Origin of the sequence: Sinorhizobium saheli, from assembly GCF_001651875.1 — a bacterium.
Taxonomy (GTDB): Bacteria; Pseudomonadota; Alphaproteobacteria; order Rhizobiales; family Rhizobiaceae; genus Sinorhizobium; species Sinorhizobium saheli.
Map to the genome: position 1 here is coordinate 18540 of NZ_LNQB01000094.1, position 14388 is coordinate 32927.

Genomic DNA, 14388 nt, shown 5'->3' on the forward strand with positions numbered 1-14388 from the left:
GGTTTTGACTCCGAGCGTTTTTTACATTCGTTCAAGGCGGGCCCTGAAATCCGCGGCCGCAGCGTTTTGGCAATTTGGAGTTTTACCCAACTCACCCGAATTGCGGCGGCATTCGCCGATCACGTCGGCAAGCAGCGCTTTGTCGGCCATCAGTTCATCGACGGTATGGACGCGCTCGGCTTCCTGCGAGCAAGCGGCCAGAACGATGAGAAAAACAGAAAGAAAACGCAGCCTCATTGCAGTGCGGCTCCCATGGCATCCATGCGCTGGCGCCAGTCCTCGGCCTTGCGCTGCTCATCGACCTGAGCCTGCGCCTGCTGCACCATGCGCAAGCCTTCCATCCGCAACACATCGGTCTGTAGGAAGGCGTGCTCGGCCTGAAGCCGCGCCTGCAGGTCGGCGATGTCCTTGGCGTCGCTCGCCGTCGAGATTTTCTCGCGCAGCTGGTCGATACCGTCGATCCGCTTGGTCGCGGCGTCATAAATCTGCTGACCGAGGCTCATCTGGCCGGCGTTCTTGTTCTGGATGCGCGAAAGCTCCTGCGCGTAGAAGTCGTCGGTGCCCGTCCGATAGGTCGAATTGCTTTCAAGGAATTTCGACGCGGAGTCGTTGAAGACACCGGTGCCGTTGCCCTTGAACAGTCCCTCGATCGCGCTGAAGTCCGCCGGCAGCGCTTGGCGAATGGCCGGATCGTTCAAGACGCTCGCAACGTCCGCCATGTCGGTCAGCTTGTTGAGCGAACCGTAGAGCTGCTGCGCCTGCTCGATCTGCTGATTGAGCGCGTCGAGCTGTGCCTTCAACTGCGCGATGCTCTCGATCTGCTTGGCGATCGCGGTCTGGTCAATCACCGGGATCCCCTGCCCCACCGCACTGCCTGCGGAAAGGATCAGCGCAGCGGCGAGCGCCGCGCCGTGAAGTCGATAGGAAGCCATCAGCTCGCACTCCTTCTTTTCTGGAAAACGGGAAGCCAATCCTTGGGATCGTTGCCAACCTCGGCGCGGATCGCCTCAGCAAGCTCGACATTGGCGGTTCGGCCGGAGAGAATGGCGAGCTCGTCATCGAAGCCGCTGAGGTTGAGCTCGGCGACGACGCTGTTGTGGCCCTGCTTCAGGACGAACCGCCGGCTCTCGACCGAGAGCTCGCGTGCGACCAGCTCGAACTCGCGCTCCGTCAGCTTGAAGCCATCGACATAGTCGGCATGGTTGCCGCGGGCGTTCGGCAGGAAGATCTGCGTCGGGCATTGCTCGATGATCGTATGGGCGATCGGCGAGACGATTGCATCCCGTGGGCTCTGCGTCGCAAAGAGCATGAGTCCATTCTGCTTGCGGATCGTCTTCAGCTTGTTCTGGGCGAGGTCCCGGAACCCTTCGTCCTGGAGCGCCTTCCAGAACTCATCGATAACGATGATGATCCGTCGGCCGTCGATCAATTGCTCGACGCGATGGAAGAGGTAGGCCATCAGAGGCGCGCGGATTTCCTCATTGTCGAGAAAGTCGGTCATGTCGTAGCCGATAAACTTGCCGCCGACGCCGAATTCGCCGAAACCGATATCCTCGATGACGTTGTCAAACACCCAACCGAGCGGTCCGTCCCTTTCCCACCGCCGCAGCCTTGCCGCGATGCCTTCCGGGTCGGTGTTGTTGAGAAAGGTCCTGAGCGCGCCGATCGTCCGGCGCTCCGCCGGCAGGTCGGCGAGGCCGTCGATGGCGGCGGCGATGTCGCGGAGATCGGTCACGCTCAGCTCTCGCGTCGCCGAGCCGACAAGCTTGCCGACCCAGCGCGTCAGGAACACCTTGTTCTCCGGCGTGAGGTCGAGGGCCTTCAGGGGAGCGCAGCCCGTCGGCACACCGTTCTTGAGCGGCAGATAGGTGCCGCCGGCAGCGCGCACGTAGAGATCGGCCCCCCTGTCCTTGTCGAAGAACACGACGTGCGGGTCGTGCTTCTCGAGCTGCGACAGCATGAAATTTAAGAGCACGGTCTTGCCGGCGCCGGACGGCCCGCAGACGAAGGTATTGCCGAGATCGCCGTAATGGAAGTTGAAGTAGTACGGTGACCCCGACGCTGTCTTGAGCAGGGCGACTGCGGAGCCCCATTCATTGCTGTCCTTCTGGCCAAGCGGATAGGAGTGGAAGGGCGACAAAGCGGCGAAGTTCCGCGATGTGATCGCGCCAGACCTGGCGCGATAGCGGAAGTTGCCCGGCAGCTGCGCCCACCATGCCGCATCGAGACCGAGATCCTCGCGCGCGACGACAGCGCCGCCGCTGGTCAGGCTGGCGCGTGCCTTGGCGAGATTGTCGGTCAGTTCCTTTACTGAGGGGGCAAAGACGGACAGTGTCAGGTGGTGTTCGCCGAGCACGAACCAGTTGGACTCCAGATCGTCCATCGCCCCATCAAGCTCCTCGATCTGCGAGGCCGCCTTGTCGCCGCTGCTGACCATCTGGTTCTGCTTGCGGCCCATGATGACGCGGGCATCGGCCTTCGAGACGAAGGAGAAGGATTGCGCCAGGATGAGCTCGAAAGGACTGGTGAGCACGCTATCGAGCATGCCTGTCCTGGTGCGGGCCGGGTATTCCTTGAAACTGAGGATGCCGGCGTAGCGGCTTGTCGCTTCATGGCGGATCTCGACAGTCTCGCGACCGACGATGACCCGGTCCGAGTAGATCGCCGAGGCAAGGCGGCCCTCGGTCAGCGGGATCGGCTCGCGCCGGCCTCCGACGAGCTGATGCAGCACTTCGCTCGGCTCCGAGAACATGAGGTCATCGTGCTTGTAGAGGGACAACACGCGGGGCTCGAAGCGTTCCAACGCCGCAGTGATATCGATGACCTTGTCGCGAAGCTGCTTGAGGGCTTCCTCATCGAGTTCGGCCCCGGCCCGGCGCGCCCGGCGCAGGCGCGACAGCAGCTTTGCCGCCTTGTCCGCCGGATCGCGGGCCGGAGACCAGAGGATCGTCAGATAGAGGTCGTTGCGGAACAGGTCCGCGCCCACCATGCGGGCGCGATACTTATCGTTGAGCGCCGTCGAGAACGGTGTGGTGAACGTGCCCTCCGGATAGCTGTTGTCGCGACGGCGGATGAGATGGGTCCACAGGGCAAGCCGCTCGTCGGCGATGTTTCGGTAGAGGGTGTTGAGGTCGCGATGGAGGGCATTGAGGTCGAGAACATCCGCGGTCTCGAAGGAGACGCCTTCGAGCGCGATCATCACCATCAGCGCCCGGGAATCGAGCGCGATCGTTGCTTCGTCGACGTGGCGGACATAGGGGATGAAGGTCTCCGGACCGAGTTCGCGAGATCTGAGTGTGGTACGCTCAAGCAAATCCGAGGTCCCTTTCGTCGTATTTGCGGGCGAGCTTCAGGGGGCTAAGCGTTGCGCCGCCCCAATAGGCGTTGTTGCGGGACCGGCCGCGGGTCTCCACCCAGGCCAGCAGGATGCGGAACATGTTGTGGTCGTGCTTGACGAGCGCGCGAAACACCAGGTGGAAGACGACGCCGACGAGCGCATAGGCGATCGAGCCGGCGACGATGTAGAGGATGGTCGTGAGCATGATATTCATGCCCATGGCTTCCATCGTCACGCCGGCGATTATCGCCGGCCGGGTGCAGGCAATGAACAGCGTGTCTTCCTCGAGCGCCGGCCGTTGGTTCGCCATGGCGTCAGCTTCCGACAATGGTGTTGACGAGTTCGGTGGCGCCGAAGATGCCGCCGATGCCGATGATCCAGAACCCTGCGCGTCTCAGATCCATATAGCCGAACATCCAGGCGATGCAGATTACGATCACCGCGATGACCGCCAGCAGCTTGGCGATGTTGCCGGTCAGCATATCGACGATGTTCTGCAGCACGGTTTCGATGCCGGCGGCCTGCGCGAAGGCCGGCTCGACCAGGGCGGCAACGATGGCGACGGCCATCAAGGTGGAGGCGGCGACAGGGCGGATATGGGAACTGAAGGTCATTCACTCTGCTCCAATTGACTGTTCTGAAACACCAGGACGGAAGATCTCCGTCGCGAACCGAAAACATGCCAGGTCGGCGCGGACGCTGTGTGCTCGACAGGTGCATCATCGCTCTGGGCTCCGACCGCGACATCGGCAGCCGTTGTCTCCGGCCCCATGCCCTCTCCGCCATCGTCGATCGTGAGAGTCGCGAGGGTTTTGCCGAGCCGCTTCACTTCCTGCCGGACCTGCTCGTCGTACTGGACCATGGCGCCTACGGAGGGATCGTCCCACCCGTACCAGGATTGCAGCATCACCTGCTCGGCCCGCTCCGGATCGGCGCCAGCCTGGATGGCCAGCCGATAGTAGCGATCGAGCAGCGTCGCCGTGGCCTGAAGGTTGGGGCACGGATCGAAGGCGTCGGGGATCGAGAGTTTCAGCTTCCGGAGTTCCTCCATGCCGATGCCGCCGAGGCCGAGCTGGATATCCTGGCGCTCGGCTACCAGCGAGGTGGCGATCTCGATCGCTTCCGCCTTGGTCGCGGGCTGCTCCGGGAGCGGGGCGCCGCTGTTGATCCGGATGGCGAACGGCTCGAAGCGACATTCAAGACTGAAGACGCACGCGAGTGTCTCGGCCGCAACTATCGGCGCGCAAGTTTGCGCCAGATCGAGGAAGGAAACAGGCATGGCTCAGTACCACACCCTTTGTTTGCCGACGCCGTCGATGGTCACGTCGATGTAATGAGGCTGCGGGCGGACGTTCGGCCGCGTCGTCACATAGCGTTGGCACTCCCTGCGGCCTTCGTTCCACCGCCACGTTGCCGAGTTGATCCGATCATTGCCGGAATAGCATTCATCACCTGAGACGGTTTGTGGCGTGGTCGAGATGCAGCTCGCCTCTAACCCGCGATCTCCATACCGCGTCGTCAGGAGGTAGCCGTCGTTGCAGTAATAGGGCTCGTATACGGGGCGCGATGCGCGAAACCCGACACCGCTGCAGGTCGGAAAAGAGTGCCCTTTCGCAAGCGCGCGCCAGAGCTTCTCTAAGGGCGGCTGGCACTCTGTATACTGCGTCGGACCGCCACGATTGGAAAGGCACAGGATAACCTGGCATCCCCACTCGTCCGCTCGCGCTTTACCATCGAAAACAAGATAGAATGACGCTAAGCTGGCTGCAGCGACGACTGCCTGCATGAGAGACTTGTCCATGACCAATACCCTTTACCGACGCGAGTATGTGCGGAGCCCAGCAGGCCCTGTGGCTTCGCGACTCGTTTTACAATCATATATATGACAGTATAAGAGATGACAAGCGCACTCAACGCACATTGGCAGGGCCAGCTATTTGCGGCCTACGCCTTGCAGGAAGTTCTGGACAAACCGATCGACGGAGAGACGCCACAATCGCGGCTGAAGCAGCTCGGAATGATGACCGTTCTCTACATGATGCATCAGAACCACGAAAAGCTAACCCTCTCAAATATCGTCAAAAATACCGGATTGACGCGCAATGCCGTGGCGGAAACGGTCGACCCGCTCATCGAGCGTGGGATACTCACAGAGACAATTGTGAAGAACTCCATGGGTCGCGGAACTGCGCGGCAGTTCGAATTCTGTCCGGAGATTTTCGATCGACTAAGGTTGGGGGCTGAGCAGCGAAAGCCAGGCACTTAGTGGCGGCATTCTGACAGAAATATCCTGAGGGTGAAGGAACGGAGGCGTACTGTCGCCCTCGATATGCACAGCGCTCTACTTGACGTCATCGCGTTAGTCACCGCTGAACAGCGCCGCCTTTACCAACCAAAGACACCGGCGGCCGATTTGACGCCGATCCTCCATCCTCGGCGAATCCGCCGCCCGATCTTCAGCGGAAAACGCGTCTTGTGCGGTGACTGCTGCATCGCCTCGGGCAGCGGAATACCGCGGTTTGCCGCCTCGGTCAGGTAGCCCGATCTCAAGCCATGCGCCGAAAATAGCGCTGGATCGAGAGCTGCCTGCTTAGGCACGGGCCTTGAGGATCAGGTTGATAAAGGGAATAGATCGAGCGCCTCGCCGCGAGAATGGGCTCTAGCGGGGAGTGCCGGGAAAATCGCGACGGTCTTTGGTCTGCCCGTCGATGCCAGAACCGGCTATCAGTGCGGCTCAAAAGGGCCTTCAGTCGAGCCCGCGGCTCGGCAAGGCCAGTGCTAAGAGGAAGATGTTATGCCGACCGGTACAGTAAAGTGGTTCAACGCAACGAAGGGCTTTGGTTTCATTCAGGCGGATGACGGTAGCACCGATGTCTTCGTCCACATTTCCGCGGTGGAGCGGGCTGGCATGCGTGGCCTCAACGAAGGCCAGAAGATCACATATGAGCTGGTGAAGGATCGCAAGTCCGGCAAGGTGTCGGCGGAAAATTTGCAGGCCTAGTCCGGTTTCTCACACCACGCGATCTTTTGGAAGCGCCGGGATCGACTCGGCCTTTCCGTTTGGATGCGGCGACTGCGGTAACAGTGCTATACCTGCCCCCGCGGGGCGTAAACGCTCTTGAGTTTATTGCACTGCAACACCATTTTCTAAGGAGCGAAGCGATTCACCTCCTCCCGAACCGCTTCGGTTCGGCGGACGGCATTCCTCCTCCCCAGCTTTCCGTCATTTATTGAAGCCCGGCGCACCTCCTCCCGCGCCGGGTTTTTTTGGGTGCGCCAGGCATGGCGCGTAGGTGCGCAAGCACCTTTGGCCGGGGTGGTATCCGGCCGATGACTTGGAGGTGATAGTCCTCTACGGGCCCTGGTGATGGGAACCGTTAGCCGAACAGCAAGGGCGTCGCCGCGCGGAGGGGTCTGCTGTAAGCAAAGCGCCGGCCTGACGAACAGGACGCGCATAGGAGGCGTCCGCTTCCGGGCGAGGGGGCCCAAAGACCCGAAGCCCGGTATCACCGGAAGGTGCGGCCGAAGATGCGCCGGGTATGCCGGTAGAGATAGTCGCACGATCATGACTGCTGCAATTTTCTACGGCGCTCAGGACCATATCAGACATATGCTCACACGTATGAGGAAGCCAATCAGGGCTTTGCGCATCGCATCGATCCCTGCGTGCCCTGCTCCTACGATATCGATTGCGAGGACGTGGCCGACCTGACCACGGAGGAGGGGAGGAGTGCATTTTCCGTCCCGATGGAGGAGATGGCCTGCAGCTGGGCCACAGCCCTTGCGGAAGGGAGGCCGCCCGCCTCCTGGGCGATTTATGATCGGCTGAGCTCGCGTGGCACCGTCGGCATTCTGGTGCCGAGCTTTGCGCCGGCCGCTGAGGAGGATGATCGAAACCTTGTCCTATGGAAGTGGGGACCGGACCTCCCGCATCGGGTAATCGCGAACGACCCTAGCGGCCGACTACACAGAGATCGGCTGTCCTGGAGGTAACTGGCGCGGCGCGACCAGTTCTCATCCGGCTGAAGCGTTTGTGCGTCGTCAGGGCGGCAAGCGGGCGTGTAAGGAGCGACGTCGGTCGCGTGTATGCAGCTTTGGACCTCGAGTTTTTGTTCGACACAAGCCAGACTTCACCGCGCCCACCGGCGAAAAATTTCAACAGCAGCGGTTCTGCCTTCGGCCGGGGGACGGGGCGCCGGTTGCCAGCTGGCACCAGGCCTCGAGGTGAGCTACCTAGACCAGCCGAGGTCGGAAGCGAGTGCCCTCAGCGTGTTGTCGCCCGTAGCATCGCCAGCGAGGTGTTTCAGTGTCTCAACGTCGTAGTCGGTCGGCAGCGCGGCAAGCTGGTCGCACGGTCGAATGGCAGGTTGGCATGCAGAGCGTCAAGCTGTTCGGCGCGGCCATGCACCGCTTGGCTGTCCGAATCTTGGACATCCTGCTTGCCGCGGCTGCCGGGGTGCAACGCTCATGCCGCCTCGATGTCCGTGCGCGAAAAATCATCACCTTTGAAGAGCAGCGGTTCGTTGCGCGTCTTGGCGAGCGCATAGGAAAAGCAGTCGCCATAGTTCAGGCCCGCCGGATGTCGGCCCTTGCCGTAGCTGCGCCAGGCTCGCCTTGCAGCGGCGATCTGATCCGCGTCGACGGCGATGATCTCGACGCCGGCTTTGTGAAGCCAGAGATCTAGTTCTGCAGCCCCGGCTTCGCCCAGGCGCGCCTCGATGACTATGGCAATCTCGAGGACTGTCGCAGCCGACATGAAGCGTCGGGAAGCGTCGACGACTTTTTGTTCGTAGCTTTCTGCTTCCGGCTCGTTGAATGCGATCGCTACGACGGCGGAGGTGTCGATGATCATCAGCTGGGGAGTCCGTTTTCGTCATATCCCAAAATCTCGTCGGCGGTGCGGCTATCGAGCACCGGTAGCTTCGCCCAGCGTCTGCGGCTGGCGGCAAGCTCGTCGAGAAGAACGTCGCGATTTCCGGCGTTGGCGACGCGCCGAAGCCGTTCCTCCAGTGCCCGGCGGGTCGCCATGGTAATGGTTTCACCGGTTTTCTCTGCCAGTGCCTTGGCGAGGCGTTCCGTCTCGACGTCTTTGATGCTGAGGGCCATTCTTGGTTCCTTGGTTCCTAATCAGCTATATTCTACCTTGTCCCTGCGTTGGCGCAAGCGCGAGGAACTGGTCTTACCGCTGGTCGCCATGACACAGCATACGGAACGCCAATCTTAAAAGGCCCGAAGACTGGCGTGATCGGTCGCCTGATAAACCGTACCCTCACCGGCGAATAAGGCCAAACCGGCGGGCTTCGTCCAGCAGGTCCCGGACGGAGGAGGGCTGCCATTTTTTGCCGCGCGCACAGGCCGTTCTCCCATCTGGTCCAGTTGCGCGGCAATGTCGCGCAGCGACAGATCGGGATCGGCAATGGCGATCGCCGCCACCATCTTCATCAGATGGTCTTCGGGAGCGCGGCGAGGGGACCGGGCCAGGAGTCCTTTTTCCGCCAGCTTTTCTCGGACCCAGGCGATGAACGGCACGGCGGAGGCGCTCGACGGTCCAGTCGTGACCGCGGCGATTGAGCACCCGCACGACATTGTCCCAACTGTGCTGAGGGCGGAGTTGCCGCACCATCGGCAGCCACGTCTGCGCGGATGAAATGAGCTCGTCGCACGCGCATGTCTGATCCAAGCGCAACTTATCACATCTCCAGCGCGGTCATCGTCACGATCCCGCATATGGAGGAGCGCGTCGTCGCTCGGCTAGCCGACATGCCGAACGTCGAGGTTTACGCGCACGAGGCGGGAAAGATCGTAGTCGTGATCGAGGGAAAGAGCACGGGGACGCTTGGCGAAATCCTGTCGCGCATCTCTCTGCTGGATGGCGGCCAACATGGTTTTTGAGCATGTCGAAACTCAAGGAGATGATTGCCATGACCGGCGAACTGACGCGGCGTGATATCTTGAAGGCGCATGCGGCCGGCATCGCCGCCGCCACTGCGGGCATTGCGCTTCCCGCCGCGGCACAGCCCGTGCCGGGCGGTGTGGAAGCGCTGCAGATAAGTGGTCGAAAGCGCCGTGCCGCTTCTGCGGCACCGGCTGCGGCGTCATGGTCGGCGTCAAGGAGGGACAGGTCGTCGCCACCCATGGCGACATGCAGGCCGAGGTCAACCGTGGCCTCAACTGCATCAAGGGCTACTTCCTGTCGAAGATCATGTACGGGGCCGACCGGCTGAAGACGCCCAACCGCTGCCTCTCCTGCCACAAGCGAGAACTGACGCAGAAGTCAGGCGCGCCGATGATCAGCGTCACGCACTACATGACGCGGGAAGGGCAGATGCTCGCGGACGTTTCGCCTCGGCGCTATTTCTGCACGGCCTGCCATGTGCCGCAGGCCGACGTGCGCCCGCTCGTCGGCAACACCTTCCGGGACATGAGCGAGATGGGCGTCAAGCATGCGGGGAGCGAGTAGGCCATGGCTCGCATCAAGCGCCTTCTGCTCTGAGTGTGGAACATTCTGACCACGCCGGCCGCAACGCTCAGCCTCGCCTTCCTGATGCTCGGCGGCTTCGTCGGCGGCGTGATCTTCTGGGGCGCCTTCAACACCGCGTTGGAGCTTACCAACACCGAGGAGTTTTGCGTCTCCTGTCATGAGATGCGGACTAACGTCTATGAGGAGCTGACGCGCACGGTTCATTTTTCTAACCGCTCCGGCGTGCGGGCGAGCTGCCCGGATTGCCATGTTCCGCACGAATGGACGGATAAGATCGCTCGCAAGATGCAGGCCTCGAAGGAAGTCTGGGGCAAGATCTTCGGAACCATCAACACGCGCGAGAAATTCCTCGACCACCGGCTGGAGCTCGCCAAGCATGAATGGGCTCGGCTCAAGGCCAATGACAGCCTTGAATGCCGCAACTGTCACTCCTCGGTGGCGATGGACCTCTCGAAGCAGACGCAACGCGCCGCCGAGATCCATACCCGCTACCTGCTGCCCGGAAAGGCGACCTGCATCGATTGCCACAAGGGCATTGCGCACGAACTGCCGAACATGCAAGGCGTCGAGCCCGGCTGGAAGCTGCCGCCGGAACTGGAGGGAGAGACACTGCCCGCTGCTTCCGTGATCGATGAGCTTAGGAAGGCTATGAACGATGCCCACAGGATGGTAGCCTCTGAGAACTGACTTCAAGCCCTGCATTCATGGGACGATTTGTTCCATACTGGTTCGTTGGCCATCTTGCACAAAGATGGACTATAGAGGCACGAGAGTGCGGGAGCCGGCCGCGACCCGATCGCGACGAGAGCGCATAGTTTATTCCTGCAGTGGAAAAAGGAATGCAGTCAAAGAGCATCGTCGAGGGGACGCGTCTGGGGCGCTCGCTCATAAGATGGCAACTCGATCGCACCTCGGCCTACATACTCGCGACGGCGGCGGTGTCGAGCGTCGTTGCCCTGCGCATCGGGTTATGGCAGCTCTTGGGCGGTAGCGCCATTCTCTTTTCCTTCATCCCGGCGATCCTTCTCGTCGTCATGGCCGGCCGATCGGGCCTGGTCGCCTTTGCGGCCGGGCTGTCATTTGCCGCAGCGACCGCTCTTCAGCAAGGAGAGGGCGGCTCCCATCCGAGCGTCGTCGAGTTGATGTCCTTCGGAGTGGCGGTGCTTCTGACCATGGCTCTCGCGGAAGTGCTCCAGGCGGCCAGACGCGTCATCGCCAAGACAGAGGACGTCGTGAAGGCCCGCGATGCGCATCTGAGATCAATATTGGATACTGTTCCGGACGCCACGGTGGTCAGCGCCACCGATGGTACAATCGTGTCCTTCAACGCCGCTGCCGTGCGGCAGTTCGGATATGCGGAGGAGGAAGTCGTTGGCCAGAACCTGCGCATATTGATGCCGCAACCCTATCGTCACGAACACGACGGATACATGCAGCGATACCTGAGCACTGGCGAAAAGCGGATCATCGGCATCGACCGCGTCGTCTCCGGGCAACGGAAGGATGGATCGACGTTTCCGATGAAGCTCGCCGTGGGAGAGATGCGGTCAGGCGGAGAGAGGTTCTTCACAGGCTTCATCAGAGACCTCACGGAACGGGAGGAGTCCGCCGCGAGGCTCGAGCAAATCCAGGCTGAACTAGCGCGCCTTGCCCGGCTCAACGAGATGGGCGAGATGGCGTCGACGCTTGCCCACGAACTGAACCAGCCGTTGTCGGCGATCGCCAACTATTCGCATGGCTGTACGAGGCTGTTGCGTGACATGGACGACGCCGTCGCTACGCGAATGCGCGAGGCGCTGGAAGAGGTGGCGAGCCAGTCGCTGCGGGCCGGCCAGATCATCAAACATCTCAGGGAATTCGTCACGAAGGGCGAGACAGAAAAGGCGCCGGAAGACATTCGCAAGCTGGTGGAGGAGGCGGCTGCGCTGGCTCTGGTCGGCTCCCGCGAGCAGGGGGTCCGGACCGTGTTCGAATATCTGCCCGGTGCCGCAATGGTGATGGTGGACCGGATCCAGGTCCAGCAGGTCCTCATCAATCTGATGCGCAACGCGATCGAGGCGATGCGCCACGTCGACCGCCGAGAGCTGACGATCCGCACGATGCCGGCCGGTGCGGGGGAGGTTGCCGTCGTCGTCGAAGACACGGGCGGAGGCATTCCGGAGGAAATCTCCGGCCAGCTCTTCAAGCCATTCATCACGACCAAAGCAAGCGGAATGGGAATCGGACTGTCCATTTCGAAGCGGATCGTCGAGGCGCATGGCGGTGAGATGACCGTCTCGAAAAATGCGGCGGGTGGGGCTACTTTCCGATTCACGCTGCCGGCCTATGTAGATGAACGGATCGGTGCCAATGACTGACTATACGGTGCACATTGTCGACGACGAAGAGGCGGTCAGAAAGTCGCTAGCCTTCATGCTGACGATGAATGGCTTCGCGGTCAGAATCCATCAATCGGCCGAGGCCTTCCTCGCCTTCGCACCGGACGTCAGAAACGGGGTTCTCGTGACGGATCTGAGAATGCCGGACATGTCCGGCGTCGACCTCCTGCGCAACCTTGGCGATCGGAAGATCAAGATACCTTCAATCGTGATAACCGGGCACGGCGACGTGCCCATGGCGGTGGAGGCCATGAAAGCGGGGGCGGTGGACTTCATCGAGAAACCATTTGAGGACTCCGTGATCATTGAGGCCATCGAGAGAGCCTCGGCACATCTGGTCGTTCCGGATGCTGATACGGACGAGGTCAATGACATTCAGGCGAGGCTCGAGACGCTGAGTGAGAGAGAACGCCAGGTGCTCTCGGCCGTCGTGGCGGGCCTTCCCAACAAGTCGATCGCCTATGACCTGGACATCAGCCCACGCACCGTCGAGGTGCACCGCGCCAATGTGATGGCCAAGATGAAGGCGAAGAGCCTTCCCCATCTCGTGCGAATGGCTCTGGCCGCAGGTTTCGGTCCTTCCTGATCTGCTGAGTTGATCTCGCGCAATGCGTCGCATCGCCGCAAGCGCTTTAATGCTGGCACACGGCGGACAGACGCACGCCAGATGAGCGGGATTCAAATTGTTGGTTGGAAGAAGCATAGTCGTCGTTGCAGCGGATCAAGGCCTCCGGCGGTCCGTTGCATTCGCGCTGGAAGTCGAAGGATACCCGACCGAGTCCTACGACACCGTGCAGAAGGCTGAAGCCTCTAGCCGGGAAGCGCTCTGCACGATTCTCGACGATGAGATGTTGAAGTCAGAGCTCTTGGCGGCCACGCAATTGCTCAAGGATATTGGACGCCGGGCGATACTGCTGGTCGATGGCTTGTCGGCCCTTCAGCCACGTGCGGACTACGCGATCTTGACCAAACCGTTCACTGGCGCCGACCTGCTCGGCATGATCAACAGCCAGACCGAAGCGGCTAAGTAGTTTCCCTTAGTGATCTAACCGAATTTCTCCAGGTCACGCGAATTGGCAATCTGTCCCCACACATAACAGGGGATAAGACATGTACGCCGCTGCACAAATCCAACAACAGTCCTTCGAGCAGGCCGAACACCTTCCACAGGCCCAAGTTTCCAGGCCCCATCTTGTCGCCACCTACAAGGCGGGTCGTGAGATCTATGCCGAGGGCGATTTGAACGACAAGTTCTATCAGATTTCTGCAGGAGCCGTGCGCGTCTACCGGCTGCTTTCGGACGGACGTCGACAGGTCGTATCCTTTCACCTACCAGGCGAAATGTTCGGTTTCGAAGCGGGGTCCAACCATTCTTTCTTTGCCGAAGCCATCACCGAAACAACACTAGCCGTCTTCGGGCGCAGGCAGATGCAGGAGCGTTCGCGAGACCTTCTCGCGCTGGCGTTGACCGGCATGGCGCGAGCTCAGCAGCATCTTCTGGTGATCGGCAGGCAATGTGCCGTGGAGCGGATTGCCGCATTCCTCGTCGATCTTTGCGAACGTCAGGGAGGAGGCAGGCTGCTACGCTTGCCCATGTCGCGGCAGGATATAGCGGACTATCTCGGCCTGACGATCGAAACCGTGTCGCGCGTGGTGACGCAACTGAAGGAGCGCAGCGTCATCGCGCTAAGGGACGCGAGGACGATCGACATCGTGAAGCCGGACGCTCTGCGTTTGCTCTGCAACTGAGCCTGGCCGGGGCGCGCATCAGGCCCCCTCTGGCTCTCTGCCGGCGCCGGTCATTCGCGACTAGCGGAAGGAGCAACAGCCATGTTCGTTAGGGAAATGTCTCGCGAAGAATGCCAAGCGCTCGTCGCGGCCGGACGTCTGGCGCGATTGGCGTGCTGCAAGGACGGCCAGCCCTACATAGTGCCGATCACCTATGCGCACTCCGGCAACTGCCTCCACTGCTTTTCCATGCCGGGCCTCCTGCCGCAGACGAATTGCGCACCGACCGACGTTTCCATCCTCGTACGGCTATCTCCCGTTTATCCCGAATCTGCCCTACGAAATGCGAGCGTTGATGAGTGGCTCGCTCCCCGCCCACGTCTTGTCCTTCGCTGAGCTCTCGAAGCCATGCTTTTGGGGCGGCGGAAGCATGTGAAAGCGCTTGATCTGAATCAAGGTGCCTA

16 protein-coding genes and 9 pseudogenes are annotated in these 14388 nt (G+C 61.2%); 13 read left to right on the forward strand and 12 right to left on the reverse strand.

Translation table 11 applies throughout. The features are described from left to right. Positions 1-21 precede the first annotated feature (21 nt). From ATB98_RS24085 to ATB98_RS28340, 7 genes are read right to left on the reverse strand one after another with little or no spacing between them, the layout of a single operon-like run. Positions 22-237, reverse strand: a complete 216-nt coding sequence (locus ATB98_RS24085) for an EexN family lipoprotein (RefSeq protein WP_066878291.1) — start codon at positions 235-237, stop codon at positions 22-24. Further along, positions 234-932, reverse strand: a complete 699-nt coding sequence (gene virB5, locus ATB98_RS24090) for a P-type DNA transfer protein VirB5 (RefSeq protein ID WP_066878293.1) — start codon at positions 930-932, stop codon at positions 234-236. Before virB5 ends, ATB98_RS24085 begins: the two co-directional genes overlap by 4 nt. After that, a complete protein-coding gene (locus ATB98_RS24095; protein WP_066878295.1) occupies positions 932-3313 on the reverse strand; it encodes a VirB4 family type IV secretion/conjugal transfer ATPase in 2382 nt (793 codons plus the stop codon). Before ATB98_RS24095 ends, virB5 begins: the two co-directional genes overlap by 1 nt. Next, positions 3306-3647, reverse strand: coding sequence for a type IV secretion system protein VirB3 (locus ATB98_RS24100; protein ID WP_066878298.1), 342 nt, complete (start codon positions 3645-3647; stop codon positions 3306-3308). Before ATB98_RS24100 ends, ATB98_RS24095 begins: the two co-directional genes overlap by 8 nt. 4 nt (positions 3648-3651) lie before the next feature. Continuing rightward, positions 3652-3951 carry a TrbC/VirB2 family protein gene (locus ATB98_RS24105; RefSeq protein ID WP_066878299.1) on the reverse strand — a complete coding sequence of 100 codons (300 nt, stop codon included), beginning with the start codon at positions 3949-3951 and terminating at the stop codon, positions 3652-3654. Next, positions 3948-4616: a lysozyme family protein gene (locus tag ATB98_RS24110; RefSeq protein ID WP_066878301.1), complete on the reverse strand. Its 669-nt coding sequence runs from the start codon at positions 4614-4616 to the stop codon at positions 3948-3950. Before ATB98_RS24110 ends, ATB98_RS24105 begins: the two co-directional genes overlap by 4 nt. Before the next feature lie 3 nt (positions 4617-4619). Further along, positions 4620-5138: a hypothetical protein gene (locus ATB98_RS28340; RefSeq protein ID WP_084435768.1), complete on the reverse strand. Its 519-nt coding sequence runs from the start codon at positions 5136-5138 to the stop codon at positions 4620-4622. 96 nt (positions 5139-5234) lie between these two features. On the opposite strand from ATB98_RS28340, the gene rctA reads away from it, so the two are divergent. Beyond that, entirely contained in the window at positions 5235-5603 is a 369-nt protein-coding gene (gene rctA, locus ATB98_RS24115) for a conjugative transfer repressor RctA (protein ID WP_066878303.1), read from the forward strand. 203 nt (positions 5604-5806) lie between these two features. Here the strand turns inward: rctA and ATB98_RS29215 are convergent. Beyond that, positions 5807-5957 (reverse strand): annotated as a pseudogene (locus tag ATB98_RS29215) (integrase); the annotation flags it as partial. Positions 5958-6131: 174 nt separating this feature from the next. Between ATB98_RS29215 and ATB98_RS24125 the strand changes: the two are divergent. From ATB98_RS24125 to ATB98_RS24130, 3 genes and pseudogenes are all read left to right on the forward strand, one after another. After that, entirely contained in the window at positions 6132-6338 is a 207-nt protein-coding gene (locus ATB98_RS24125; RefSeq protein WP_066878305.1) for a cold-shock protein, read from the forward strand. A 552-nt stretch (positions 6339-6890) separates the two neighbouring features. Continuing rightward, a pseudogene (locus ATB98_RS30465) lies at positions 6891-6962 on the forward strand (type II toxin-antitoxin system RelE/ParE family toxin); the annotation flags it as partial. Then, positions 6962-7330 (forward strand): annotated as a pseudogene (locus ATB98_RS24130) (RES family NAD+ phosphorylase); the annotation flags it as partial. The pseudogenes ATB98_RS30465 and ATB98_RS24130, both read left to right, overlap by 1 nt. Positions 7331-7481: 151 nt before the next feature. Here ATB98_RS24130 and ATB98_RS30205 read toward each other — a convergent pair. From ATB98_RS30205 to ATB98_RS24145, 4 genes and pseudogenes are all read right to left on the reverse strand, one after another. Next, a pseudogene (locus tag ATB98_RS30205) lies at positions 7482-7745 on the reverse strand (integrase); the annotation flags it as partial. A gap of 57 nt (positions 7746-7802) precedes the next feature. Next, positions 7803-8189 (reverse strand): type II toxin-antitoxin system VapC family toxin, encoded by a 387-nt coding sequence (locus ATB98_RS24135; protein WP_066878309.1) that lies wholly within the window; start codon positions 8187-8189, stop codon positions 7803-7805. Next, positions 8189-8443 (reverse strand): type II toxin-antitoxin system VapB family antitoxin, encoded by a 255-nt coding sequence (locus ATB98_RS24140; protein ID WP_066878310.1) that lies wholly within the window; start codon positions 8441-8443, stop codon positions 8189-8191. Before ATB98_RS24140 ends, ATB98_RS24135 begins: the two co-directional genes overlap by 1 nt. Positions 8444-8606: 163 nt before the next feature. Beyond that, positions 8607-8996, reverse strand: a pseudogene (locus ATB98_RS24145) (recombinase family protein); the annotation flags it as partial. An 8-nt stretch (positions 8997-9004) separates the two neighbouring features. Between ATB98_RS24145 and ATB98_RS24150 the strand changes: the two are divergent. From ATB98_RS24150 to ATB98_RS30220, 9 genes and pseudogenes are all read left to right on the forward strand, one after another. Next, positions 9005-9284: pseudogene (locus ATB98_RS24150) on the forward strand (chaperone NapD). Next, a pseudogene (locus ATB98_RS30470) lies at positions 9259-9569 on the forward strand (twin-arginine translocation signal domain-containing protein); the annotation flags it as partial. The pseudogenes ATB98_RS24150 and ATB98_RS30470, both read left to right, overlap by 26 nt. Next, positions 9570-9797, forward strand: a pseudogene (locus ATB98_RS30475) (nitrate reductase cytochrome c-type subunit); the annotation flags it as partial. 33 nt (positions 9798-9830) lie between these two features. Then, positions 9831-10505 (forward strand): NapC/NirT family cytochrome c, encoded by a 675-nt coding sequence (locus ATB98_RS24160; protein ID WP_157111073.1) that lies wholly within the window; start codon positions 9831-9833, stop codon positions 10503-10505. Positions 10506-10657: 152 nt separating this feature from the next. Continuing rightward, on the forward strand, positions 10658-12175 hold the full coding sequence (gene fixL / locus ATB98_RS24165; RefSeq protein ID WP_066878312.1) for a PAS domain-containing sensor histidine kinase: 1518 nt from the start codon (positions 10658-10660) through the stop codon (positions 12173-12175). Then, the gene (gene fixJ, locus ATB98_RS24170; RefSeq protein ID WP_066878314.1) at positions 12168-12782 is read left to right on the forward strand and encodes a response regulator FixJ; all 615 of its coding nucleotides are present in this window, start codon (positions 12168-12170) and stop codon (positions 12780-12782) included. Before fixL ends, fixJ begins: the two co-directional genes overlap by 8 nt. A gap of 97 nt (positions 12783-12879) precedes the next feature. After that, the gene (locus tag ATB98_RS24175) at positions 12880-13227 is read left to right on the forward strand and encodes a transcriptional regulator (protein WP_066878316.1); all 348 of its coding nucleotides are present in this window, start codon (positions 12880-12882) and stop codon (positions 13225-13227) included. Positions 13228-13306: 79 nt separating this feature from the next. After that, entirely contained in the window at positions 13307-13945 is a 639-nt protein-coding gene (locus tag ATB98_RS24180; RefSeq protein ID WP_066878318.1) for a helix-turn-helix domain-containing protein, read from the forward strand. A gap of 81 nt (positions 13946-14026) precedes the next feature. Continuing rightward, a pseudogene (locus tag ATB98_RS30220) lies at positions 14027-14182 on the forward strand (pyridoxamine 5'-phosphate oxidase family protein); the annotation flags it as partial. Positions 14183-14388: the final 206 nt, after the last annotated feature.

What these genes read in the sequence shown, in the direction of transcription:
- virB5 (WP_066878293.1), bottom strand. Translation starts at nt 932, where the DNA reads ATGGCTTCCTATCGACTTCACGGCGCGGCGCTCGCCGCTGCGCTGATC.
- ATB98_RS24180 (WP_066878318.1), top strand. Translation starts at nt 13,307, where the DNA reads ATGTACGCCGCTGCACAAATCCAACAACAGTCCTTCGAGCAGGCCGAA.
- ATB98_RS24125 (WP_066878305.1), top strand. Translation starts at nt 6,132, where the DNA reads ATGCCGACCGGTACAGTAAAGTGGTTCAACGCAACGAAGGGCTTTGGT.
- ATB98_RS24105 (WP_066878299.1), bottom strand. Translation starts at nt 3,951, where the DNA reads ATGACCTTCAGTTCCCATATCCGCCCTGTCGCCGCCTCCACCTTGATG.
- ATB98_RS24140 (WP_066878310.1), bottom strand. Translation starts at nt 8,443, where the DNA reads ATGGCCCTCAGCATCAAAGACGTCGAGACGGAACGCCTCGCCAAGGCA.
- ATB98_RS24100 (WP_066878298.1), bottom strand. Translation starts at nt 3,647, where the DNA reads ATGGCGAACCAACGGCCGGCGCTCGAGGAAGACACGCTGTTCATTGCC.
- ATB98_RS24110 (WP_066878301.1), bottom strand. Translation starts at nt 4,616, where the DNA reads ATGCCTGTTTCCTTCCTCGATCTGGCGCAAACTTGCGCGCCGATAGTT.
- ATB98_RS28340 (WP_084435768.1), bottom strand. Translation starts at nt 5,138, where the DNA reads ATGGACAAGTCTCTCATGCAGGCAGTCGTCGCTGCAGCCAGCTTAGCG.
- rctA (WP_066878303.1), top strand. Translation starts at nt 5,235, where the DNA reads ATGACAAGCGCACTCAACGCACATTGGCAGGGCCAGCTATTTGCGGCC.
- fixL (WP_066878312.1), top strand. Translation starts at nt 10,658, where the DNA reads ATGCAGTCAAAGAGCATCGTCGAGGGGACGCGTCTGGGGCGCTCGCTC.
- fixJ (WP_066878314.1), top strand. Translation starts at nt 12,168, where the DNA reads ATGACTGACTATACGGTGCACATTGTCGACGACGAAGAGGCGGTCAGA.
- ATB98_RS24085 (WP_066878291.1), bottom strand. Translation starts at nt 237, where the DNA reads ATGAGGCTGCGTTTTCTTTCTGTTTTTCTCATCGTTCTGGCCGCTTGC.
- ATB98_RS24135 (WP_066878309.1), bottom strand. Translation starts at nt 8,189, where the DNA reads ATGATCATCGACACCTCCGCCGTCGTAGCGATCGCATTCAACGAGCCG.